Raw genomic sequence first — 19,487 nt, 5'->3', positions numbered from 1 at the left:
GCCGGGTCAGACGCGGGCCCGGCGCTCCACCGCGACCGCACAGCCCGCGAGGGCGCCCGCGGCCGGGGCGATCAGCGGCAGCATCTGCCAGGCGGCGACGGCGAGTACGGCGAGCCCGCCGATCAGCAGCAGCGATCCGCCGGGGTCGGCGGCCAGCCCCTGGCGTGCGGCGGTACGGGCGGCATCGGGCCAAGCGGTGCCGGGCCGCCGTAAGGCCGCCGTCCGCAGCCCGAGGACGACCACCGCGAGCAGACCCACCACGCTCACGGCGATCAGCGCGGGCCCGCCGGGCAGGGCCCCGGAGCGGGCCACCCGCAGATCGAAGCCGAGCAGCGCGAGCGCCGCCCACCACAGCAGGGAGAACCGCCAGCCGCTCCGGGTCGCCTCCCGCAGCCCGGCCAGGAAGTCCCGCCAGGTGGACCGTTCACCGTCCAGATGGCGGCCCAGGTGCGCACAACCGGCGGCGAACGCGGGCAGCAGGGTGATCACCGGCAGGGCGGCGAGCACCACCCAGACGCCGGTCAGCAGGCATTCGGCGAACAGCGCGAAGCGCAGCGGGGCACGCGCGGGCCGGTTCGCGGTACGCCGTACGGCGGCCTCTCCCCCGGCATCTCCTCCGACATCTCCGATGGCTTGTCCCATAACGGCCTCAGCCCTTCAGCCCGGAGGTCGCCGCGCCCTCGACCAGATAGCGCTGGAAGGCCAGGAAGAACAGCAGCACCGGCAGCAGCGCGACCATCGACATGGCGACCATGCCTCCGTAGTCGGCGACGGAGTCCTGGTCGATGAAGAGCTTCAGGCCCAGCGAGACCGTGTACTTGTCCGGTTCGTTGAGGTAGAGCAGCGGCCCGATGAAGTCGTTCCAGGACCAGATGAAGGTGAAGATCGCGCTGGTGATCAGGGCCGGGCGGCACAGCGGCAGCACGATGTTCCAGTAGATGCGCAGATGGCCACAGCCGTCCAGCCGGGCCGCCTCGTCCAGTTCCCGGGGCAGCCCGCGCATGAACTGCACCATCAGGAAGACGAAGAAGGCGTCCGCAGCCAGGTACTTGCCGAGCAGCAGCGGCACATACGTATTGATCAGGTCCAGCTTCTGGAACAGGATGTACTGCGGAATGATCAACACCTGGAACGGCAGCAGCAGGGTGGAGATCATGAGCGTGAACAGCACGTTGCGCCCCGCGAAGCGGATCCTGGCGAAGGCGTAGGCCGCCAGTGAGCAGGAGAACAGCACGCCGATCACCGAACCGGCCGCCAGCAGCAGCGAGTTGGTGAAGAAGGTCGAGATCGGCACGTCCGCGATGCCGTCGCTGAGCCGACGGTAGTTGTCGGTGATCGGATCGGTGGGCAGCAACTGGAGGCTGCCGACGATCTGGTCACCGGGCTTGAGTGAGCCGCCGATCACCCACACCACGGGATAGAGGATCACCGCCAGTACGGCGAGCGCCCCCACATGCCAGATGACCGAGCGCACCCGCCACCGCCCGACCGCCGCCACAAATCCACTCACCGGGCGTCCTCCTCGTAGTGCACCCAGCCGCGCTGGGTCTTGAACAGCACGGCGGTCACCAGGCCGATGCCGAGCATCAGCATCCAGGCCATCGCGGCGGCGTAGCCCATGCGCAGATTGCGGAAGCCCTGCTCGTAGAGGTACCAGCCGTAGACCAGCAGGGAGTCGCCCGGTCCGCCGGTGTTGGTGCCCGACCCCGCGATCACCACCGCCGAGGTGAAGACCTGGAACGAGTGGATGAGCTCCAGCAGGAGGTTGAAGAAGAGCACCGGCGAGATCATCGGCAGGGTGATGGAGCGGAACCGCCGCCAGCGGCCGGCGCCGTCCATCTCGGCGGCCTCGTACAGCTCGCCCGGCACCTGCTTCAGCCCGGCCAGGAAGATCACCATCGGTGCGCCGAACTGCCAGACGGTCAGGGTGATGAGGGTCGGCAGGGCCCAGTCCGGATCGCCGATCCAGCCGCCGACGTCCCATCCGAAGAGGCTCATCGACTTGTCGACGATCGCGTTGTCGTTGAAGATCGCCCGCCAGACGACGCCGATGCTCACACTGGCGCCGATCAGCGAGGGGGCGTAGAACGCCGAACGGTAGAAGCTCTGGCCCTTACGGGGTTTGACCAGCAGCAGCGCCACGGCGAGCGCCGCCGCCAGCTTCAGCGGGGTGCCGATCAGTACGTACTTGAGCGTCACCTGAACCGAGGTCCACCAGCGGTCGTCCGCGAAGAGGTCCTGGAAGTTCTTGAACCCGATCCACCGGGGCGAGTCGAAGAGGTTGTAGTCGGTGAACGCCAGATAGAGCGAGACGAGCATCGGGCCGAGGGTGAGCAGCAGGATCCCGACGCACCAGGGCGTCAGGAAGAGATAGCCCGCGAGGGTCTCCCGGCGGCCCTGGCGCGCCCGCCCCGCCGCCGGGGCGGGACGGGCGCCGGGGGCGGCCTTCTCGGGGGACGCCCCGCCGGGAGGCCGCACTCCGTCCGCCGCACGCGTCGTGGTCGGTGTCACGGAAGCTCTCCTCACGAGCCGAGCGCGGACTCGGCCTCGCTGAAGAACTGGTCGACCGCCTTGCCCATCGAGGTCTGCCCCAGCGCGACCTGGGTGTAGATCCTCAGGAAGGCGGCCTCGGCGACATCGGCGCCGGCCGGGTGCGGGGTGATCGGCTCCAGCTTGGCGCTCACGCTCTTCTCATACGCGGCGATCTTGGCGTCGACGCCCTGGGGCCGGTAGGCGTCGTACTGGGCGGTGGTCGCCGGGATGCCGCGGTTGTAGCCCATGATCTTGCCCACCTCGGGGTCATGGGTCATGAAGTCGATGAACTGGGCGACTTCCTTGGGGTGCTGGGTGCGGGCGGAGCCGCTGAGCATCAGTGAGGAGAGGTACTGGGCGGTGCGCTTGCCGTCCGTGGTCGGGATCGGCCCGAGGTCGAGGGTGGTCTTGGTCTCGGCGGCGAAGCGGACCAGGAAGTTGTCCCAGGTGAACTCGGAGGCCGACAGATCGGCGCTGATCGACGCCTTGGGCTTGGCCTGCTCGGACTTCTTGGCCGGCACCAGTTCATCGGCCTTGGCGTGCTGCTGCCAGCGGCCCCACCACTCGGTGAGGTCGTCCTTGGTGAAGCCGAGCTTGTTGTCCTTGGTGAAGAACGCCTTGCCGTTCTGCCGCAGATACAGGTCGTAGAGGTACATCACATTGGCGTTGTCGCTGGCGCCGTAGAGCGTGCCGTCGCTCTTGCGCACCTTCTTGGCGGCCGCGAAGAAGTCGTCCCAGGTCCAGCCGTCCTTGACGGTCACCCCGGCCTTCCGATACGCGTCCGGGTTGTAGAAGAAGGCGAAGGTATTGGCGCCGACCGGCACTCCGAGGAGCTTGCCGTCGATATCTCCGGCCTTCTCCAATCCGTCGCGGAATCCCTTCAGGCTGAGATTTCCGGCGTCGGCCTGACCGTTCAGATCCAGCAGGAGGTTCTTGTCGCCGTATTTGCGCAGGAAGGCGTAGGAGTTCTGGAAGACATCCGGGGCGTTCCCGCCCGCGGCCTGGGTATTGAACTTGCTCCAGAAGTCGGTGTATTCGGAGAAGTCCGTCTTGACCTTGATGTTCGGATGTTCCTTCTCGAAGAGCTTGACCGTCTTCTGGATCAGCTCCGCGCGGTCCTTGGCGCCCCACCACGAGTAGCGGATGGTCACCTTGCCGTCCCCGGAACCGCTTCCCCCGCCACAGCCGGTGGCCAGCAACCCCAGCGCGGCCACCACGGCCGCGACCGCCCGGACCCCTCTCGCCCTCGCCGTCCATCGCCCAGCACTCATGACACGCCCCTCCCGGGCAGGTCGTCCGACTGCCCCCGCTAGTTTGAAACGTTTTAGGCAAGCGCTTGCCGGGACAAGTTAGGGACCAACGAGGCGTACGTCAACGGTTCGGACAGGATCACTCAGGATCGAGGTGAAGCGCTTCGGCGAAAGCGCTTGGGACGACCGTGCCGACCGCCCGGCACCGGACGCCTTCGGACATGCGACAACGCCGAGGGCCCGGAAGGCAGATGCCTTCCGGGCCCTCGGTCCAGGGTGGGCGATACTGGGTTCGAACCAGTGACCTCTTCGGTGTGAACGAAGCGCTCTCCCACTGAGCTAATCGCCCTGGCGCACGCCCAACATTAGCGTATGCCGGACCGTGCTCATGACCACTCCTACGATGCCGGGCCGCTCACTGCTCGATCTTCCACGGCATCACGACACCGAACTTCCATACATAGGCCGACACCGCCACGGCGCAGATCACCACCGCGATCGTGGTCAGTATGAGATTGCGCCTGCGCACCTTCGGGTCCAGGGCCCGGTGCGCCGCCTCGGTGACCTTACGCTTGGTCCACGCCAGCACCAGCTGGGCCCAGACGAACTCGGTCGCCCAGATCGCCATTCCGGCGAAGATCACCAGCCATCCCGGACCGGGCAGGGGCAGCAGGATGACACCCAGCCCCACGACCCCGAGGCCGACGATGAACACGCCGACCTGCCAGCTCAGATGCAGCGGGCGCGACCGCCTGATGAACCGCGGCGCCCGGGAGCCCCATACCGGCTCCTTCTTCGGCGCATCGCCCCCCGTCGCGACCTGGGGCCCCGTTTCGGCAGTCCCGTGCCGCCCGTCACTCTCCGCATTCATGTGACCCAACTTACCTGATCGTTTGAAGTCACCGGAACGGCGGTAGTGGCCGGTCCGGAGCTGGGCCGCATGAGCTACCAGAAGAGCCGCAAAACGGTCAGAGGGGTTTACAACGGCACCGTAGGTGGCATGTCGATTTCGCCGACGTGCGAATCCCCGAGCGCACACTGAGCGAAAGGCCCTGGCGCTTATGAACACCACGGTCAGCTGCGAGCTGCACCTGCGCCTCGTTGTGTCGAGCGAATCCTCACTGCCTGTACCCGCGGGCCTGCGGTATGACACGGCCGACCCTTACGCCGTGCACGCCACCTTCCACACCGGAGCCGAAGAGACGGTCGAATGGGTCTTTGCCCGCGATCTTCTCGCCGAGGGTCTGCACCGGCCCACCGGCACCGGCGACGTCCGGGTGTGGCCGTCCCGCAGTCACGGCCAGGGAGTCGTCTGCATCGCCCTGAGCTCCCCGGAGGGGGAGGCACTGCTCGAAGCCCCGGCGCGGGCCCTGGAGTCGTTCCTGAAGCGAACCGACGCCGCGGTGCCACCCGGTACCGAACACCGCCATTTCGACCTCGACACAGAGCTCTCCCACATCCTGGCGGAGAGCTGAGACCCGGCGAGAGCTGAGCGCTCGGCCGTCCGACTCGGGGAGACGGCGCGAGCCGGGGCGCGACCGCATCACGTACCGAACGATCCCGACCATGGCAATCCCGACAACGGCAGAGGCAGGCGACGGTGCCGTCGCCGCGGCGGCACCCGCGGCGACGGCACCGTCGTGTAACCGTCCGGCACCGTCGCATGACCCCCTGGGCCATCGCATGACCGCCCAGGGCCGCCTGGTGAACGCCCGGGGCCCGGCAGGACTAGAGTCGGGCAGATCGAGGGCAGCCCAGGGGCAGCCGCCGACCCAGCCGGCCAGGGAGCCAATCGTGCTGATCAACCACGACACCCGGTGCGCGCTCGACGCCGTCGTCGATCTGGTGAACACCGCGCCCGAGGGCGCGGACCGGGACGACCTCGCCGATGTCGCCGCACTGCGCCGGTTCGTCGAGCGCAATGACATCAGCGACATCGGCACGCTCGGGGAGCGCGACCTCACCGCCGTACGGGCCGTACGGGCCAGGTTCGCCGAGGTCTTCGCGGCGGCCGGGAACGAGGGCGCCGCCCGCCGCACCGCCGAACTGCTCAACGCGATGATCGCCGGGGCCGGCACCACGCCCCGGCTCACCGACCACGACGGCTACGACTGGCATGTGCACTACTTCGCGCCCGGTGCCTCGCTGGCCGACCACCTCGCCGCCGACTGCGGGATGGCGCTGGCGTTCCTCGTGGTGGGGGGCGAACGGGAGCGGCTGCGCCGCTGTGAGGCCCCGGACTGCCGCCACGCCTTCGTGGACCTCTCCCGCAACCGCTCCCGGCGCTACTGCGACAGCCGCACCTGCGGCAATCGGCTGCATGTCGCCGCGTACCGCGCCCGGCGCCGCGAGGCCGCGAGCTGACCGTCCGCGTACGGGGCCGGGGGCCGGAGGCCGGGCGGGACGCCTCACCACCGGTAGAGGTCGTGGACGGCGGTCACGAAGAGCAGCGTGCCGATGAACGCCAGGAACAGCATCAGCGGCGGCTGCGAGAGGGCGAAGAGACAGCCACGGGTCTCGTCGCTCGGCGGAACAGGGGGTCCTTCGATGGGGGATTGCTCCCCGGGCGGTGATTGCAACATCTCGCGGAGATCATGACCCAGCCATGAGCCCGCCTGCGACCAGTGATCGTTTTTTGATCGGTCGCTTGTCAGATTCCGTGCTTTTTGAGTATGGCCTCGATGTCGGAGAAGTCATCTGTGCCAGAGCTCGTTCCGCCCTTGGTCTTCGGCTTCCCCGACGCCTTGACCCCGGTGGCTCCCCGGCCGGGCCCCAGGGCGGGCTCCGACGCCCCGGCGGACACCCCGCCGGCACGTTCGGCGGCGGCCGCCGCGCGGCGTTCCTTACGGGTGCCGCCGGAGCGGTGCTCGACCGCCCGCGTGATCATGAACAGCGCCCAGGAGAGGCCCAGCAGGCCGAAGCCCAGCCAGATGCTCGGCTTGAAGACCAGGTCGGTCAGCCAGTCCAGGATCCCGGTCATGGCCAGGCCCAGCGGGACCAGGGCATAGGCGGCGATCCGCGTCGCCGCCAGGAACCGCTTGCGGTAGGCGGTCACCCCGGCGATGCCCAGACCGGCCGCGGACAGCGCGGCGCAGATGGTGTCGGTCAGCATCGTTCCTCCCACGAGCTGGGCTTCCGGTACGTCCATCGTGCACCCCGTAAGGCGGCCGGGGCCATGGCCCGAGCCCGGGATCAGGGACATCTCCGGGTAGGGACCAGGGTCCGGGGGCTGGAAGACTGGCCCCATGAGCGACACCGACCCCTCCCCCCGTCCCGTGCTCGACGTCTGGTGCGAGCTTCAGTGCCCCGACTGCCGTACCGCCCTGGGCGATCTGCGCGCGCTGCGCGACCGCTTCCAGGACGCGCTGGACATCCGGCTGCGCCACTTCCCGCTCGAGCGCCACGGGCACGCCCACGCGGCGGCTCAGGCCGCCGAGGAGGCCATCGCCCAGGGGCGCGGCTGGCCGTTCGTCGAGGCCGTCCTGGAGCGCACCGAGGAGCTCGGGACCCGCGGTGAGCCACTGCTGATTGAGGTGGCCCGGGAACTGGGGCTGGACGCCGAGGAAATGGACACCGCGCTGGTCGACGGCCGGCACATCCTGATCGTGGACGCGGACCAGGCCGAGGGCAAGGCGATCGGGGTCACCGGCACCCCCACGTATGTGATCGGCGGCGAACGGCTCGACGGCGGCAAGAGCCAGGAGGGGCTGCGGGAGCGCGTCGAGGAGATCGCCGCCCGGCTCGTCGCCGAGCGGTCCTGAAGCCCGGGAAACCCCGCGGTCCTGAAGCCCAGGAAGCCCGCGGGTCCTGAAGCCCAGGAAGCCCGCGGGTCCTGAAGCCCTCGAATTCCCTGGAGAAGCCCTGAAAGCCCTCGGAACAGGCCCTTACAGCAGCGGCTTGTAGAACTGGTACTCGATCGGCTCGTAGCCCAGCGACTCGTACAGCCGCAGCGCCGGGGTGTTGCCGCCGAAGACGTGCAGGCCCAGGCTGTGCGCCCCGTGCGCCAGGCTCGCGCGCTCGGCGGCCAGCATCAGGGTGCGGCCGTGCCCGTGGCCGCGGTGCTCCTCGGCGACCTCGACGGCGTAGACGTACGCCTCACCGCTCTCGGCGGCGTCGGGCTCCCCCTCGCGCAGCGCGATCCATATGGTGCCCACGTCCGTGCCGCCGTGGGCCAGGACGCGCAGCAGGGCCGCGGGGGTGTCCGGGCCCTGCGGCAGCAGCGTCGCGTAGTCCGTGTCCGCCTTGGTGTCGGCCTGCTGCCGGGTGAGCCCGCGCGCCAGCAGATCGGCGACGTATCCGGCCCGCTCGTGGGCGTGCCACGCCGGGTAGTCGGCCTCCGTGAGGGGACGTATCGCGCTGCCCTCCGGCAGCTCGGGCGGGTCCGTGAGCCGCTTGAGCATGTTGCGGCCGCGCTCGCGGTAGCCGAGCGCGGCCGTGAGCCCGAGGGCGGTCGTGGCCGACGCGGGGACGCTCACCATCAGCTGGGTGCAGCCCCAGCCGCGCAGCACCTCCTCGGCGGCGAGCGCGGCGACCGTGCCGCGGCCGCGGTGCCGGTCGGCCTCGTCGATGTGGAGCTGCTCGATACGCCCGGCCGCCGGGCCCAGACGGGCGTCGGTGGCGAGGCGTACGGAGCCGACGGGGCGGCCGTTGACGCACACCTCGTACGCGCGGGCACGCCCGCCGCCGTCGGTGTGCCGTTCGGGCGCGGTGGGCCGCAGAGTGGTGGTCACGAAGGTGTTCTACCGGCCCGCCGGGCGATCGTCACCCGTTTTCCGGCGCGGATCCGCCGCGACGGGCCGGACGGGCCCCGGGCTTGCCCGCTCAGGGCCCGATGCCCCACCGCCCGCTCAGGGCCCGATGTCGGCAGCGGCCCCGTCAGGGGTCGATGTCCGCGGCCGCCCGCTCGACGAAGATCCGCAGGGCCTCGGCGGTGACCGGCCCCGGGGCGCCTGGCAGGGTGTGGCCGTCCACCCGGTGGACGGCCTGTACGTCGCGGGTCGTGGAGGTCACGAAGACCTCCTCGGCCTGGTACAGCGCGTCCAGCGGCAGATCGGTCTCCTTGGCGCCCACCCACTCCAGCACCAGGGCGCGGGTGATCCCGGCGAGGCAGCCGGAGGAGAGCGGCGGGGTGTGCAGCTGGCCGTCGAGGACCACGAAGACATTGGAGCCGGTGCCCTCGCAGAGCGCGCCGACCGTGTTGCCGAAGAGGGCCTCGGTGGCGTCGTGCTCGCGGGCGCGGGCGAGCGCGACCACGTTCTCGCCGTACGAGGTGGTCTTCAGGCCGGTGAGGGCCCCGCGCTCGTTGCGCGCCCAGGGGACCGTGACCACGGCCGTGGCGTCGGACCTGCGGGCCGCCTCGACCAGCGCGACCACCACGGTGGGCCCGGCCGTGCCCCGGTCGGAGCCGAGCGGTGAGATCCCTCCGGTGTAGGTGATCCTCAGCCGTCCGAACGCCACGGGGTGGGCCTTGAGCACCTCCTCGCAGCCCCGCCGCACCTCGTCCAGGTCCGGCTCGGGGAGCCCCAGGCCCGCGGCCGAGCGGGCCAGCCGCCGCAGATGGCGGGTGAGGGCGAACGCCCGCCCCTCGGTGGCCTTGACGGTCTCGAAGACGCCGTCGCCGACCGTGAGCCCATGGTCGAACACGGACACCATGGCGCTGTCCGGGTCGCAGAGGGATCCATCGAGCCAGATGGCCGGTTTCATCGCGTCGCCCTTCCCGTTGTCTGCTGTACACCCGACGCTACCGCGAGCAGTCGGGCGGCCTTGAGTTCCGTTTCGTCCCATTCGCGCTCCGGCTCCGAGCCCCAGGTGATGCCCGCCCCGGTGCCGAATCGCAGCACGGCCCCGGCCGGGCCGCGGTCGATCCAGAAGGTCCGTATCCCGACCGCCAGCTCACCGGTGCCGCGGTCGGCGTCGACCCAGCCGATACCGCCGCAGTACGGGCCGCGGGGCGCGGTCTCCAGCTCCTCGATGACGCGCAGCGCGCTGGACTTGGGCGCGCCGGTGACCGAGCCGGGCGGGAAGGTGGCCGCGAGCAGTTCCGGCCAGCCGGCGCCGGGGGCGAGTTCGCCCCGCACCGTGGAGACGAGGTGGACCAGACCGGGGTGCGGTTCGACCGCGCACAGCGCCGGGACGGTCACCGAGCCGGTGGCGCAGACCCGGCCCAGGTCGTTGCGGACCAGGTCCACGATCATCACGTTCTCGGCGTGGTCCTTCTCCAGCAGGTCCTCGGGGACGCGGCCGGTGCCCTTGATGGGGCCGGACTCCACAGTGCGCCCGGTACGCCGCAGAAACAGTTCGGGCGAGGCCGTGGCGACCTCAACCCCGTGAGCCGGCAGCCTTACGGTGCCCGCGTACGGGGCGGGGTTGCCCAGGGCCAGCAGGGCGGTCAGCGCGTCCACATCGGCCCCGGCCGGATCGGGCAGCGGCGCGGACAGCACCCGGCAGAGGTTGGCCTGATAGACCTCACCGGCCGCGATCCGCCGCCGGACGTCGCGCACCCCCGCGGTGTAGGCGGCCCGGTCCAGTGACGAGGTCCACTCCCCCGCCGTGGGGCCGCGCCAGCCGCCGGGCGCGGGCGGCGGCACCGGCTCGGTCCGTACGTCCCCGAAGCGAGCGCAGACCAGACGGCCCTCGAAGTCCGCGACAACGGCCCAGAAACCCTGGGTTTCCAGGGCCGACGGGTCGCTGGTGACATCCCGTAGATCGGTGGCGAGCAGGCCGCCGAAGCGGGCGAGCGGGGGCAGGTCGTGCACGGTTGCGAGTCTATGGCGCCCAGGTCAGGGCGGCCCCGGGAGGGAGTGCGGCGCGCGAGCAGGGCAGCACGCTGCGGAAACGGAATTTGAGCTGGCCCCGGAATCCGCTAGAGTTCAACACGTCGCCGGGACGCGGAAGCGCCCCGGAGAAACGACACCTGCGGACGTGGCTCAGTTGGTAGAGCATCACCTTGCCAAGGTGAGGGTCGCGAGTTCGAATCTCGTCGTCCGCTCGGTGTGGGGGTTTCGACCCCCACGGCTGGTGGAGTGGCCGAGAGGCGAGGCAACGGCCTGCAAAGCCGTCTACACGGGTTCAAATCCCGTCTCCACCTCGGACGATTAGCTCAGCGGGAGAGCGCTTCCCTGACACGGAAGAGGTCACTGGTTCAATCCCAGTATCGTCCACTCGGATCCTCGCGGATCCATCCCGCGCGATTAGCTCAGCGGGAGAGCGCTTCCCTGACACGGAAGAGGTCACTGGTTCAATCCCAGTATCGCGCACGCAGTCCCGCGGACGATTAGCTCAGCGGGAGAGCGCTTCCCTGACACGGAAGAGGTCACTGGTTCAATCCCAGTATCGTCCACATCGATCGACGGAGGGCCGGAGCGAAAGCTCCGGCCCTCTGACGTTTCCGACGTTTCCCGACGTTTCTCGGGCCAACTCGGGCCAAGGCGCTTCTCAGGACGAGAAGAGCATGTGCCCGAAGCCGCGCTTGTGGTGGCCATGGTGGCCGCCATGGTGCCCGTGCTGCGGCGCGCCCCAGGCGGGTGCGGCCGGGTACGCCTGCGGGGCGCCGGGCGGAGCGGGCGGCACCGCTTGCGTCCACTGCGACTCAAGGCGGGTCAGCGCCTCCAGCTCCCCGTAGTCCAGGAAGATCCCCCGGCAGCCGCTGCACTGCTCTATCTGCACGCCATTGCGGTTGTACGTGTGCATCGGCGCATGGCACTTGGGACACTGCATGGTCGGCTCAACTCCTCATGCTTCTGACAGAGCGCGCCGGCACATGCGCCCGGACGCGTGGACTTCACCCTACGGCCTCATCCCGCGGCCTCCATGAAGTGGGCGATGCGGACGGACGCCTCCACCATCGCCTCCTCGGCCTCGTCCAACGCCCGTCCGGCGGCAGCCGCCTTGGCGAGCGCGAGCGCGGCGGTCTGGACGGTGAGGGCACGGGCGGGCACGTCCAGCCGCGGCCAGGGATCGCGCTCCCCCGCGGCGGAGCCGCCCGCGGCGCGGTACGCCCCCAGGAACCGCTCCCAGTCCTCGGCGGCGAGCAGCCCGGCGGCGTACCAGGCGGCGGGGCGGGCGAGGTCCCAGGCCGGGTCGCCGAGGCCGAGGTCGTCGATGTCGATCAGCCGCCAGTCGGTGGCGTGGTGGCGGACGAGCTGGCCGAGGTGGAGATCGCCGTGGCAGAGCCTGTTGTCTTCGCCGCCCCCGTTGCCTTCGTTGCTTTCGTTGCCTTTATTGCTTTCGCTGCCCTTGTTGCTTTCGCCGCCCTTGTCCATGCGGTCCGTACGGTCCACGCCGCGCGCCCAGTCGGGCAGTCCGGCCCAGGCCCGCAGCACGGCCCGGGTGGCCACGCCGTCGGGGAGCGCCGCCGCCCGTAGCCGGGCGATGGCGCGGGCCGCCTTGACCGGGCCGCGCATCGCCGGGAGCGGTCCGGGCAGTTCGGCGACCGGCACGGAGTGCAGCCGGGCCAGCAGCTTCCCCGCCTCGACCCAGGGCGCGGCGTCCGGCGCGTCGGGTGCCACGGGTTCGCCGTACGGCCAGAGGGTGACCTGCCGCCCGTCGGGCAGCGCGGCCATTCCGTCGACCGGCGGCAGCAGTATCTCCGCGCACCGGGGATGGGCCGCGACGCCGAACCGGACGGCCAGCTCGGCCGGGTCCGTGCCGGGCGGATGCGCCTTGGCGACGATGTGGCCGCACCGGACGACGGTGCCGTCGGGCCGGTCGGCCAGGACGGTCACCTCGGCGGTGGCGTCGCGCTGGGCCCGGCGGAGGGCGGTGGCGAGCTGCGCCGCGGCTTGGCTCACGGCTTCCACGGCCCCCACGGCTCCCCCCATGTCATCGGCTGCCCCGGGATCGTAACCCCTATATGGGTTACAAATTTTGAACTCTGTAACCCAAGGCGGTACGTTTCGACGCCATGGACACACAACACACGGGAACCGACGCGTCGGAGGACCTGCCGAGCAACTGGGGCCGGTGGGGTGAGGACGACGAGCGCGGCACGCTCAACCTCATCACCGGGGAGGCCCGAGCCAGGGGCGCCGCGGAGGCCCGCACCGGGCGGACGGTGTCACTCGCGCTTCCGATCCGGCCGACGCCGCTCATCAGCGGCCCCTTCGCCCCCGTCACCCAGGACGCCTCGCCGGTCCAGCAGATGATGGTGTACGTCGGCTCCCCGGCGCCCGCCACGGCGGATGTGATGCTGGTGACCAACCACCACCCGCGCTCGACGCACCTCGACGCACTGGGGCACACGATCCGGGACGGGCGGGTCTATCCGGGGCGGCCCGTGGACGAGGCCGTGACCCCGGCCGGCGCCCGGCACGGCTCCACGGCGGCGTACGCCGCCGGGATCGCCACCCGGGGAATCCTGCTCGACCTGGCGGCCGACGGCCCGCTGCCCAGTGGCCATGCGGTCACCTCACGGGACTTCGAGGCGGCCGAGGAGCGCCAGGGCGTCCGGCTGGAGTCCGGGGACGCCCTGGTGGTGCGCTGCGGATGGCCCATGACGCCCGACCCCGGCCGGCCGATGCCGGGGATGAGCCTGGACGCGGTGCGCTGGATGCACCGGCGCGGTGCGTCGCTCTACGCGGGCGACATCGGCGACGCGCACCCGGACCTGGACCCCGCCTGCCCCCTCCCGCTGCACCGGGTCGCCCTCCCCATGATGGGCCTGCCCCTGATCGACGCCGCCGAGGTCGACGAGCTCGCCGCCGTCTGCGCGGAGCTGGGCCGCTATGCTTTCCTGCTCACCGTGGCGCCGCCGCGTATCCACGGGCTGACCGGGGTGCCCGTCAACCCGCTCGCGGTCTTCTGACGAGCCACTAGGAGGAACTGGCAGTGAGGGAGCAGTCGGTGCCCGCCGCCGGGGCCGTGAGCCACGCGGTGCGGTTCGTACGGAACGGCGAGCCCTGATGCGTTCCGGCCCCCTCGACGCCGAGACCATCCTGACGGCCACCGAGGACGTGCTGCGCCGCCATGGACCGGCGAAGGCCACGGTGCTGGACGTGGCGCGCGCTCTGGGAGTCAGCCACGCCAGCGTCTACCGCCACTTCCCGTCCAAGGCGGCACTGCGCGAAGCCGTCACCCGGCGCTGGCTGGGCCGGGCGCGCGACCCCCTCGCGACGGTCGCGTCCGACACCCGTCAGGCCCCGCCCGAGCGGCTCCGCGCCTGGTTCACCACGCTCTTCACCGCCAAGCGGACCCTGCTGTCCGAGGACCCGGAGCTCTTCGCCACCTACCGGGTCCTGACGGCCGAGCACAGCAGCGCGGCCGCCGACCATGTGGCCGACCTTATCGAGCAACTGCGCGTCATCGTCGAAGACGGAGTCACCAGCGGCGACTTCACCTCCCCCGACCCCACCGCGACGGCGCGAACCGTCTTCGACGCCACCATGGCCTACCACCACCCGGCCCACGCCCCCGAATGGCAGTCCCCGGGTTCCGAGGCCGCCTTGCAGTCCATCTGCGCCTTGCTCATCGACGGCCTGCGCCCGCGCTGATCAACCGTCTGCTCTGGCCGGAGGGCTGTAGTGCGAGCGGCGCGGTGCGCGCCTTGGCCACAGCGATTCGGCTGGTCATAGGCGCTCGCGGGAATACGACATCACCCGTGAAGGGCAAGGGTGCGGTCGCAGACCTGCCAGCCACCTCTTGAGAGAACCTGCTGGGCTGATGGCGAACGCGCTGCCTTCACAGGACGGAACGCCATGCCGATCACCACCACCGCTTCGGTCAACGGCCGACTTCCATCCCCTCGGGCCCCGCTGAAGGGGTGGCCGGCCGTGGTCTCGGTGATGCTGGGGATCTTCGCCATCGTCACCACCGAGATCCTGCCGATCGGTCTGCTGACCTCGATCGGATCCAGCTTCACCGTCTCGGACGGGATGGTCGGCCTGATGATGACCACGCCCGGCCTCCTGGCGGCTGTCGCCGCTCCACTGGTCACCGCGGCCACGGCACGCCTCGACCGCCGACTGATGCTGTGCGCTTTCATGCTCCTGCTGGCATTGGCGAACTTCCTTGCCGCCGCGGCACCCGACTACTGGCTCGTATTGACCTCTCGGCTCATGGTGGGGATCACCATCGGCGGCTTCTGGTCGATCGGGGCGGGATTGGCCGAACGACTGGTGCCGCCGGTCTCGGTCGGCAGGGCCACTGCTGTGATCTTCTCCGCCGTACCGCTGGGGTCCGTCCTCGGCGTACCAGGCGGCACCCTCATAGGAGATCTCGCCGGATGGCGAACGGCCTTCACCGTCATGGGAGCCCTGTCGGTCGGTGTACTGGTCATGCTGCTCCTGCTCGTGCCGCCGCTTCCGCCGATCCAGACCACACGGCTGAGCGTCCTGGGCGGCATGCTCCGCAGCGTCAACATCCGCTTCGCGCTCTTGCTGACGTTCCTCGTCGTGCTGGCTCACTTCGGCACGTACACCTACGTGACACCGTTCCTGGAACAGGTCACCCGTGTCGGCGATGGTCTGATCACCACGTTCTTGCTGCTCTACGGTGCCGCCGGCATCCTCGGTAACTTCCTGGGCGGCGCCTGGGTGGCTCGGTATCCCCGGACCGTCCTCGGGCTCGCGGCCGGCCTGATCGCCGCGGTGACCCTCCTGCTTCCGGCGTTGGGCCGCTGGGAGGCCGGTGCGGTGATATTGCTGATCGTGTGGGGCATCGGGTACGGCGCCGTGCCGGTCGCGTCGCAGACCTGCTTCTCCAAGGCGGCACCGCATGCCCCAGAAGCGGCATCGGTCCTGTTCACCGCCTCCTTTCAGGCCACGATCTCCATGGGGGCGCTCGTAGGGGGAGTCGTCCTGGACCGCAGCTCTCCGTCCGCGGTCATGGTGCTGGGCGGATGCACCGCGGTTCTCGTGATCCTTGCACTGGGCGCGGTTCGCCGAACGCCTCACTGATCCGGACCGCGGGGTACGTTCCTCGCCCGCGAGAAGGGGCCCCGGCGGCGGTCCGTATGGGTCCCAAAAGGCGCGATGCCCGGACAGCTCCCCAGCTGTCCGGGCATTCGTGCCGTCCGCCGCACCCCCGTCCCCACGGGGTTAATGGCCGGAAGTCCCCGGCCCGGGCCGCTCTCCCGGGCCCGGGGCGCTCAGCGCCCCAGCATTCCCGCCACGGACGACGCTTGTGTGACGACGGCGTCCCAGCCGCCGAAGGTGATGGTCAGGAGGATGGCCATCGGCAGCACCATCGCCGCCGCGACCAGAGGATGGCGGGTGTCGGTCTGCGGGCCGCCGAACGCGTCCACCACCGCGCTCACGGACCTGCGACGACGTGTTCCGATGACCGTGCGTCCAGCCGTGTCCGCCATCGTCCCTCCTCCGTCACATCTGGGGGCGGCGAGCGTCTGACCTCGGGGGACGAGTGCTGCGCCCGCCGCTTGACGACAACATTAGGCGCGCGACCCGGTCCTCGGCGTCATGCCTTCGTACCGATTGCCGGGCCTCCCGGAGGATGACCCCGGGAGGCGGCGACTACTCCCCTGGGTGGAGATGCGCCCTCACGTCTTGGGGTCTTCCCGGAGGGGACCGCGGAAGAGATCCCTCCGGAGGCCCTCCGGAGTCAGCGGAGTGTGCCCCTCCGAGCCTGTGCGGGCCCTACTCACCCTCCCCCTCCTCGCTCCGCTCCACCGGCTGCTCGACCAGGGCCAGGACCCGGTTGGCCATGAAGCGGGCCGTCCGCACCACGGACCCATTACGGGTGACTTCGCTCACTTCCACCACCCCCCGCCGGACCGCCGTCTCGACCCTCCGGCCCGCCCTGGTGGCCACCACTTCGTATGTCCGCGTCGTGTCCCCCGCGTCCACGACTATCTCCACACGATCACCCTTCACGGTCTCAATCCCCCTTCTGAGACGGCCTTTTGAGATCACGCAAGCGCGGACCCGAGCGCGGATTGCCACGATTCCGGCCCACTTCTCCAGGATCCCAGGCACCACTGACAATCCATCCGCCGACGCATGCGCGGCCTCTCAGCGCGAGGGGCCGTCAATCCGTAAGCTGTGCACGTCAGACGGACGGCAACGGAACCACAGCGGCGAACCGGCGGCAGTTCGACGGCAAACGGCAAGCAGACGGCAGCGGATGGGGCTCCCCACCAGGGGTTAAGGGAAGGGGCCCACCGGAGGTAGGGGACGGACATGGCGATGATGCGGCTCCGGCGCGAGGACCCGCGTGTCGTCGGCTCCTTCCGCCTCCACCGGCGGCTCGGCGCGGGCGGCATGGGGGTGGTCTACCTCGGCTCCGACCGGCGCGGGCAGCGGGTGGCCCTGAAGGTGATCCGGCCGGACCTCGCGGAGGACCGGGAGTTCCGGTCCCGGTTCGCCCGGGAGGTCTCGGCCGCGCGGCGGATCCGGGGCGGCTGTACGGCCCGGCTGGTCGCCGCCGACCTTGAGGCCGACCGTCCCTGGTTCGCCACCCAGTACGTACCGGGCCCCTCCCTCCACGACAAGGTGAACGAGGAGGGCCCGCTGCCCGCCGCCCAGGTCGCGTCGATCGGGTCGGCGCTGGCGGAGGGGCTGTTGGCGGTCCATGAGGCGGGGGTCGTCCACCGTGACCTCAAGCCCTCCAACATCCTGCTCTCCCCCAAGGGCCCGCGCATCATCGACTTCGGGATCGCCTGGGCGACCGGGGCCAGCACCCTCACCCACGTGGGCACGGCGGTCGGCTCGCCCGGCTTCCTCGCGCCCGAGCAGGTGCGGGGCGCGGCGGTGACCCCGGCGACCGACGTCTTCGCACTGGGCGCCACGCTCGCGTACGCCTCGACGGCGGACTCGCCGTTCGGGCACGGCAGTTCCGAGGTGATGCTGTACCGGGTGGTCCATGAGGAGCCGCAGCTGCTGGGCGTCCCCGACGCCCTGGCGCCGCTGCTCCACGCCTGTCTGGCCAAGGACCCGGAGGACCGGCCGAGCACTCTGCAACTGTCGCTGCGGTTGAAGGAGATCGCGGCGCGCGAGGCGCACGGTCACGGTGGCGGTGCCGGTTCCGGGGCCGGTTCCGGTTCCGGTTCCGGGGGCTACGGCGGCGGGCAGGGCCGTCCCGCGGCGCGGCGCCCCGAGGCGTACGCCGACCAGCACACGGAGCGGCGCTCCGGCGGTACGCCCGCGCCGCGGAGCGGGCCCCCGTCCCAGCGGCCGGGAGCCAGTACGGGCGGGGGCTCGGGACGGCCCTCGGGGCGGAACACGCCCGCGCGCCCGGCACAGCGCCGGGGTGGCCCGAGGCCGCCCGCACGTACGGGGCGCCCGGCCCAGACCGTGCGCACCTCGCCGAACGGGCGCCGCCCCGGCGGGCCAAACCGGCGGCTGCTGCGGCAGCGGCTGACGGTGTTCGTCGTGGTGACGCTGCTGGTGGCGCTGGGGATCGCGGCGGCGCAGGGGTGTCAGGGGCCGGCGAATGGGCTGGGCGGTGCGCCGCCCAGGCCGACGGAGTCGGTTTCGTCGGCGGCACTGGGCTCGGTGGGGGGCTCGGTGGAGGGCTCGGTGGGGGCCGAGCCTGACGGCCGCTAGTTACTGAGTGTCCGGCGGGCTTGGCGCCTGCGGCGAGCTGTTCCCCTCCCCGCCCCTTCCCGAAACTGGGGCTCCGCCCCAGACCTCGCTCCTCAAGCGCCGGAGGGGCTGGAAGGCGGAACCCCCGCCCCAGACCCCGCTCCTCAAACGCCGGAGGGGCTGGAAGGCGGGACCCCGCCCCAGACCCCGCCCCTCAAACGCCGGAGGGGCCTGGAAGGCGGGACCCCGCCCCAGACCCCGCCCCTCAATGCCGGAGGGGGTGGGAGGCGGGGCTCCGTCCCAGACTCCCGGGGTCCAGGGGCCCAGGTGCCCGAGGTTCAGGGGCGAAGTCCCTGCCACGCGGTGGACCGTCAGAGTCCCGGTCTGCCCGACGTGACCGCGTAGAAGGCGACCGCCGCCGCCGCGCCCACGTTGAGGGAGTCCACGCCGTGGGCCATCGGGATGCGGACCCACTCGTCCGCGGCCATCAGCGCCTTGGTGGAGAGCCCGTCGCCCTCCGCGCCCAGCATCAGCGCGACCCGCTCCAGGCGGTGCGGGGCCGCGTCGTCGATGGTGGTGGCCTTCTCGTCGGGGGTCAGGGCGAGGATCTTGAAGCCCGCCTCCCGGACCGCCTCGAGGCCGCGCGGCCAGCTCTCCAGGCGGGCGTACGGCACGGAGAAGACGGCGCCCATGGAGACCTTGACGGAGCGCCGGTAGAGGGGGTCGGCGCAGTCCGGGGAGAGGAGCACGGCGTCCATGCCGAGGGCCGCCGCGCTGCGGAAGATGGCACCGGTGTTGGTGTGGTCGTTGACGGACTCCATGATGGCGACGCGCCGCGCGTCCGCCAGGATCGACTCCGCGTCCGGCAGCGGCTTGCGCTGCATGGAGGCGAGGGCGCCGCGGTGGACGTGGTAGCCCGTCACGCGTTCGGCCATTTCGGGGCTGACGGCGTAGACGGGGGCGGGGACGTCCTCGATGACGTCCCGCATCACATCGACCCACTTGGACGACAGCAGCATCGAGCGCATCTCGTAACCGGCGACCCGGGCGCGCCGGATCACCTTCTCGCCCTCGGCGATGAACAGGCCCTCGGCCGGCTCCCGCTTGCGTCGTAGCTCCACATCGGTCAGACCCGTGTAGTCGCTCAGCCGCGGGTCGTCCGGATCATCGACGGTGATGAGATCAGCCACTTAAGTGATACTGCCTTGTCCTGGATGCGGTGCCAATGAGC

Annotated in this window: 22 protein-coding genes and 6 tRNA genes; 12 read left to right on the top strand and 16 right to left on the bottom strand. The window is 70.9% G+C overall.

Annotated features, from left to right (window positions below; translation table 11 throughout):
- Positions 1–6: 6 nt before the first annotated feature.
- The 6 genes from ACJX2R_RS40295 to ACJX2R_RS40270 all read right to left on the bottom strand — a co-directional run bounded on the left by ACJX2R_RS40295 (position 7) and on the right by ACJX2R_RS40270 (position 4,653).
- Positions 7–642: a hypothetical protein gene (locus ACJX2R_RS40295; protein WP_413104102.1), complete on the bottom strand. Its 636-nt coding sequence runs from the start codon at positions 640–642 to the stop codon at positions 7–9.
- Positions 643–649: 7 nt separating this feature from the next.
- Positions 650–1,510: a carbohydrate ABC transporter permease gene (locus ACJX2R_RS40290; protein ID WP_262700918.1), complete on the bottom strand. Its 861-nt coding sequence runs from the start codon at positions 1,508–1,510 to the stop codon at positions 650–652.
- Positions 1,507–2,511, bottom strand: coding sequence for a carbohydrate ABC transporter permease (locus tag ACJX2R_RS40285; protein ID WP_413104101.1), 1,005 nt, complete (start codon positions 2,509–2,511; stop codon positions 1,507–1,509). The genes ACJX2R_RS40290 and ACJX2R_RS40285 overlap by 4 nt, the downstream gene beginning before the upstream one ends.
- Positions 2,512–2,522: 11 nt before the next feature.
- Positions 2,523–3,803 carry an ABC transporter substrate-binding protein gene (locus tag ACJX2R_RS40280; RefSeq protein WP_413104100.1) on the bottom strand — a complete coding sequence of 427 codons (1,281 nt, stop codon included), beginning with the start codon at positions 3,801–3,803 and terminating at the stop codon, positions 2,523–2,525.
- 256 nt (positions 3,804–4,059) lie between these two features.
- A tRNA-Val gene (locus tag ACJX2R_RS40275) sits at positions 4,060–4,131 on the bottom strand.
- 66 nt (positions 4,132–4,197) lie between these two features.
- Positions 4,198–4,653 carry a TIGR02611 family protein gene (locus tag ACJX2R_RS40270; RefSeq protein WP_262700914.1) on the bottom strand — a complete coding sequence of 152 codons (456 nt, stop codon included), beginning with the start codon at positions 4,651–4,653 and terminating at the stop codon, positions 4,198–4,200.
- 190 nt (positions 4,654–4,843) lie between these two features.
- Here ACJX2R_RS40270 and ACJX2R_RS40265 point away from each other — a divergent pair, with 190 nt between their 5' ends.
- Positions 4,844–5,257 carry an SsgA family sporulation/cell division regulator gene (locus tag ACJX2R_RS40265; RefSeq protein ID WP_003959770.1) on the top strand — a complete coding sequence of 138 codons (414 nt, stop codon included), beginning with the start codon at positions 4,844–4,846 and terminating at the stop codon, positions 5,255–5,257.
- 319 nt (positions 5,258–5,576) lie between these two features.
- Positions 5,577–6,146: a CGNR zinc finger domain-containing protein gene (locus tag ACJX2R_RS40260; RefSeq protein WP_413104099.1), complete on the top strand. Its 570-nt coding sequence runs from the start codon at positions 5,577–5,579 to the stop codon at positions 6,144–6,146.
- A 44-nt stretch (positions 6,147–6,190) separates the two neighbouring features.
- Here ACJX2R_RS40260 and ACJX2R_RS40255 read toward each other — a convergent pair whose 3' ends face one another.
- Both ACJX2R_RS40255 and ACJX2R_RS40250 read right to left on the bottom strand, forming a co-directional pair.
- The gene (locus ACJX2R_RS40255; RefSeq protein ID WP_198268756.1) at positions 6,191–6,364 is read right to left on the bottom strand and encodes a hypothetical protein; all 174 of its coding nucleotides are present in this window, start codon (positions 6,362–6,364) and stop codon (positions 6,191–6,193) included.
- A gap of 68 nt (positions 6,365–6,432) precedes the next feature.
- A complete protein-coding gene (locus tag ACJX2R_RS40250) occupies positions 6,433–6,894 on the bottom strand; it encodes a hypothetical protein (RefSeq protein ID WP_262701013.1) in 462 nt (153 codons plus the stop codon).
- 133 nt (positions 6,895–7,027) lie between these two features.
- On the opposite strand from ACJX2R_RS40250, the gene ACJX2R_RS40245 reads away from it, so the two are divergent.
- Positions 7,028–7,543 (top strand): DsbA family protein, encoded by a 516-nt coding sequence (locus tag ACJX2R_RS40245; protein ID WP_413104098.1) that lies wholly within the window; start codon positions 7,028–7,030, stop codon positions 7,541–7,543.
- Positions 7,544–7,666: 123 nt separating this feature from the next.
- Here the strand turns inward: ACJX2R_RS40245 and ACJX2R_RS40240 are convergent, their stop codons facing one another.
- The 3 genes from ACJX2R_RS40240 to ACJX2R_RS40230 form a co-directional block, all read right to left on the bottom strand.
- Complete coding sequence (locus ACJX2R_RS40240) at positions 7,667–8,512, bottom strand: GNAT family N-acetyltransferase (RefSeq protein WP_413104097.1); 846 nt, start codon at positions 8,510–8,512, stop codon at positions 7,667–7,669.
- 145 nt (positions 8,513–8,657) lie between these two features.
- Positions 8,658–9,485: an aminotransferase class IV gene (locus ACJX2R_RS40235; RefSeq protein WP_413104096.1), complete on the bottom strand. Its 828-nt coding sequence runs from the start codon at positions 9,483–9,485 to the stop codon at positions 8,658–8,660.
- Positions 9,482–10,537 (bottom strand): chorismate-binding protein, encoded by a 1,056-nt coding sequence (locus ACJX2R_RS40230; RefSeq protein WP_413104095.1) that lies wholly within the window; start codon positions 10,535–10,537, stop codon positions 9,482–9,484. The genes ACJX2R_RS40235 and ACJX2R_RS40230 overlap by 4 nt, the downstream gene beginning before the upstream one ends.
- A 160-nt stretch (positions 10,538–10,697) precedes the next feature.
- Here ACJX2R_RS40230 and ACJX2R_RS40225 point away from each other — a divergent pair.
- The 5 genes from ACJX2R_RS40225 to ACJX2R_RS40205 all read left to right on the top strand — a co-directional run bounded on the left by ACJX2R_RS40225 (position 10,698) and on the right by ACJX2R_RS40205 (position 11,121).
- Positions 10,698–10,770 (top strand) — tRNA-Gly (locus tag ACJX2R_RS40225).
- A gap of 28 nt (positions 10,771–10,798) precedes the next feature.
- Positions 10,799–10,869, top strand: a tRNA-Cys gene (locus tag ACJX2R_RS40220).
- Between the two features lies 1 nt (position 10,870).
- A tRNA-Val gene (locus ACJX2R_RS40215) sits at positions 10,871–10,942 on the top strand.
- A gap of 24 nt (positions 10,943–10,966) precedes the next feature.
- Positions 10,967–11,038: transfer RNA gene (locus tag ACJX2R_RS40210), tRNA-Val, on the top strand.
- 11 nt (positions 11,039–11,049) lie between these two features.
- A tRNA-Val gene (locus ACJX2R_RS40205) sits at positions 11,050–11,121 on the top strand.
- Between the two features lie 95 nt (positions 11,122–11,216).
- Here ACJX2R_RS40205 and ACJX2R_RS40200 read toward each other — a convergent pair.
- Together ACJX2R_RS40200 and ACJX2R_RS40195 are read right to left on the bottom strand one after the other, a co-directional pair.
- On the bottom strand, positions 11,217–11,498 hold the full coding sequence (locus ACJX2R_RS40200) for a zf-TFIIB domain-containing protein (RefSeq protein WP_020867118.1): 282 nt from the start codon (positions 11,496–11,498) through the stop codon (positions 11,217–11,219).
- Positions 11,499–11,575: 77 nt separating this feature from the next.
- Entirely contained in the window at positions 11,576–12,601 is a 1,026-nt protein-coding gene (locus tag ACJX2R_RS40195) for a phosphotransferase family protein (protein WP_413104094.1), read from the bottom strand.
- 83 nt (positions 12,602–12,684) lie between these two features.
- Between ACJX2R_RS40195 and ACJX2R_RS40190 the strand changes: the two genes are divergently transcribed.
- From ACJX2R_RS40190 to ACJX2R_RS40180, 3 genes are all read left to right on the top strand, one after another.
- Positions 12,685–13,584: a cyclase family protein gene (locus tag ACJX2R_RS40190; protein WP_413104093.1), complete on the top strand. Its 900-nt coding sequence runs from the start codon at positions 12,685–12,687 to the stop codon at positions 13,582–13,584.
- 97 nt (positions 13,585–13,681) lie between these two features.
- A complete protein-coding gene (locus tag ACJX2R_RS40185) occupies positions 13,682–14,269 on the top strand; it encodes a TetR family transcriptional regulator (protein WP_413104092.1) in 588 nt (195 codons plus the stop codon).
- A 279-nt stretch (positions 14,270–14,548) separates the two neighbouring features.
- Entirely contained in the window at positions 14,549–15,673 is a 1,125-nt protein-coding gene (locus tag ACJX2R_RS40180; protein WP_413106068.1) for an MFS transporter, read from the top strand.
- Between the two features lie 191 nt (positions 15,674–15,864).
- Here the strand turns inward: ACJX2R_RS40180 and ACJX2R_RS40175 are convergent, their stop codons facing one another.
- On the bottom strand, positions 15,865–16,083 hold the full coding sequence (locus ACJX2R_RS40175) for a hypothetical protein (RefSeq protein WP_413104091.1): 219 nt from the start codon (positions 16,081–16,083) through the stop codon (positions 15,865–15,867).
- 286 nt (positions 16,084–16,369) lie between these two features.
- Complete coding sequence (locus ACJX2R_RS40170) at positions 16,370–16,606, bottom strand: hypothetical protein (protein ID WP_256650996.1); 237 nt, start codon at positions 16,604–16,606, stop codon at positions 16,370–16,372.
- A 306-nt stretch (positions 16,607–16,912) separates the two neighbouring features.
- On the opposite strand from ACJX2R_RS40170, the gene ACJX2R_RS40165 reads away from it, so the two are divergent.
- Positions 16,913–18,277 carry a serine/threonine-protein kinase gene (locus ACJX2R_RS40165; protein WP_413104090.1) on the top strand — a complete coding sequence of 455 codons (1,365 nt, stop codon included), beginning with the start codon at positions 16,913–16,915 and terminating at the stop codon, positions 18,275–18,277.
- A gap of 350 nt (positions 18,278–18,627) precedes the next feature.
- Here the strand turns inward: ACJX2R_RS40165 and ACJX2R_RS40160 are convergent, their stop codons facing one another.
- Positions 18,628–19,446: a TrmH family RNA methyltransferase gene (locus ACJX2R_RS40160; RefSeq protein ID WP_413104089.1), complete on the bottom strand. Its 819-nt coding sequence runs from the start codon at positions 19,444–19,446 to the stop codon at positions 18,628–18,630.
- Between the last annotated feature and the right edge of the window lie 41 nt (positions 19,447–19,487).

Origin of the sequence: Streptomyces sp. Inha503 (assembly GCF_047215865.1) — a bacterium.
Lineage (GTDB): Bacteria > Actinomycetota > Actinomycetes > Streptomycetales > Streptomycetaceae > Streptomyces > Streptomyces lycopersici.
The sequence above is the reverse complement of the archived record's forward strand: the minus strand, read 5'-3'. Positions and strand labels throughout refer to the sequence as shown.

Bases quoted from the DNA above. Each gene is read 5' to 3' on its own strand.
- ACJX2R_RS40280 (WP_413104100.1), bottom strand. From the start codon at position 3,803: ATGAGTGCTGGGCGATGGACGGCGAGGGCGAGAGGGGTCCGGGCGGTC.
- ACJX2R_RS40295 (WP_413104102.1), bottom strand. From the start codon at position 642: ATGGGACAAGCCATCGGAGATGTCGGAGGAGATGCCGGGGGAGAGGCC.
- ACJX2R_RS40195 (WP_413104094.1), bottom strand. From the start codon at position 12,601: ATGGGGGGAGCCGTGGGGGCCGTGGAAGCCGTGAGCCAAGCCGCGGCG.
- ACJX2R_RS40250 (WP_262701013.1), bottom strand. From the start codon at position 6,894: ATGCTGACCGACACCATCTGCGCCGCGCTGTCCGCGGCCGGTCTGGGC.
- ACJX2R_RS40185 (WP_413104092.1), top strand. From the start codon at position 13,682: ATGCGTTCCGGCCCCCTCGACGCCGAGACCATCCTGACGGCCACCGAG.
- ACJX2R_RS40255 (WP_198268756.1), bottom strand. From the start codon at position 6,364: ATGTTGCAATCACCGCCCGGGGAGCAATCCCCCATCGAAGGACCCCCT.
- ACJX2R_RS40190 (WP_413104093.1), top strand. From the start codon at position 12,685: ATGGACACACAACACACGGGAACCGACGCGTCGGAGGACCTGCCGAGC.
- ACJX2R_RS40165 (WP_413104090.1), top strand. From the start codon at position 16,913: ATGGCGATGATGCGGCTCCGGCGCGAGGACCCGCGTGTCGTCGGCTCC.
- ACJX2R_RS40235 (WP_413104096.1), bottom strand. From the start codon at position 9,485: ATGAAACCGGCCATCTGGCTCGATGGATCCCTCTGCGACCCGGACAGC.
- ACJX2R_RS40270 (WP_262700914.1), bottom strand. From the start codon at position 4,653: ATGAATGCGGAGAGTGACGGGCGGCACGGGACTGCCGAAACGGGGCCC.
- ACJX2R_RS40200 (WP_020867118.1), bottom strand. From the start codon at position 11,498: ATGCAGTGTCCCAAGTGCCATGCGCCGATGCACACGTACAACCGCAAT.
- ACJX2R_RS40175 (WP_413104091.1), bottom strand. From the start codon at position 16,083: ATGGCGGACACGGCTGGACGCACGGTCATCGGAACACGTCGTCGCAGG.
- ACJX2R_RS40245 (WP_413104098.1), top strand. From the start codon at position 7,028: ATGAGCGACACCGACCCCTCCCCCCGTCCCGTGCTCGACGTCTGGTGC.
- ACJX2R_RS40265 (WP_003959770.1), top strand. From the start codon at position 4,844: ATGAACACCACGGTCAGCTGCGAGCTGCACCTGCGCCTCGTTGTGTCG.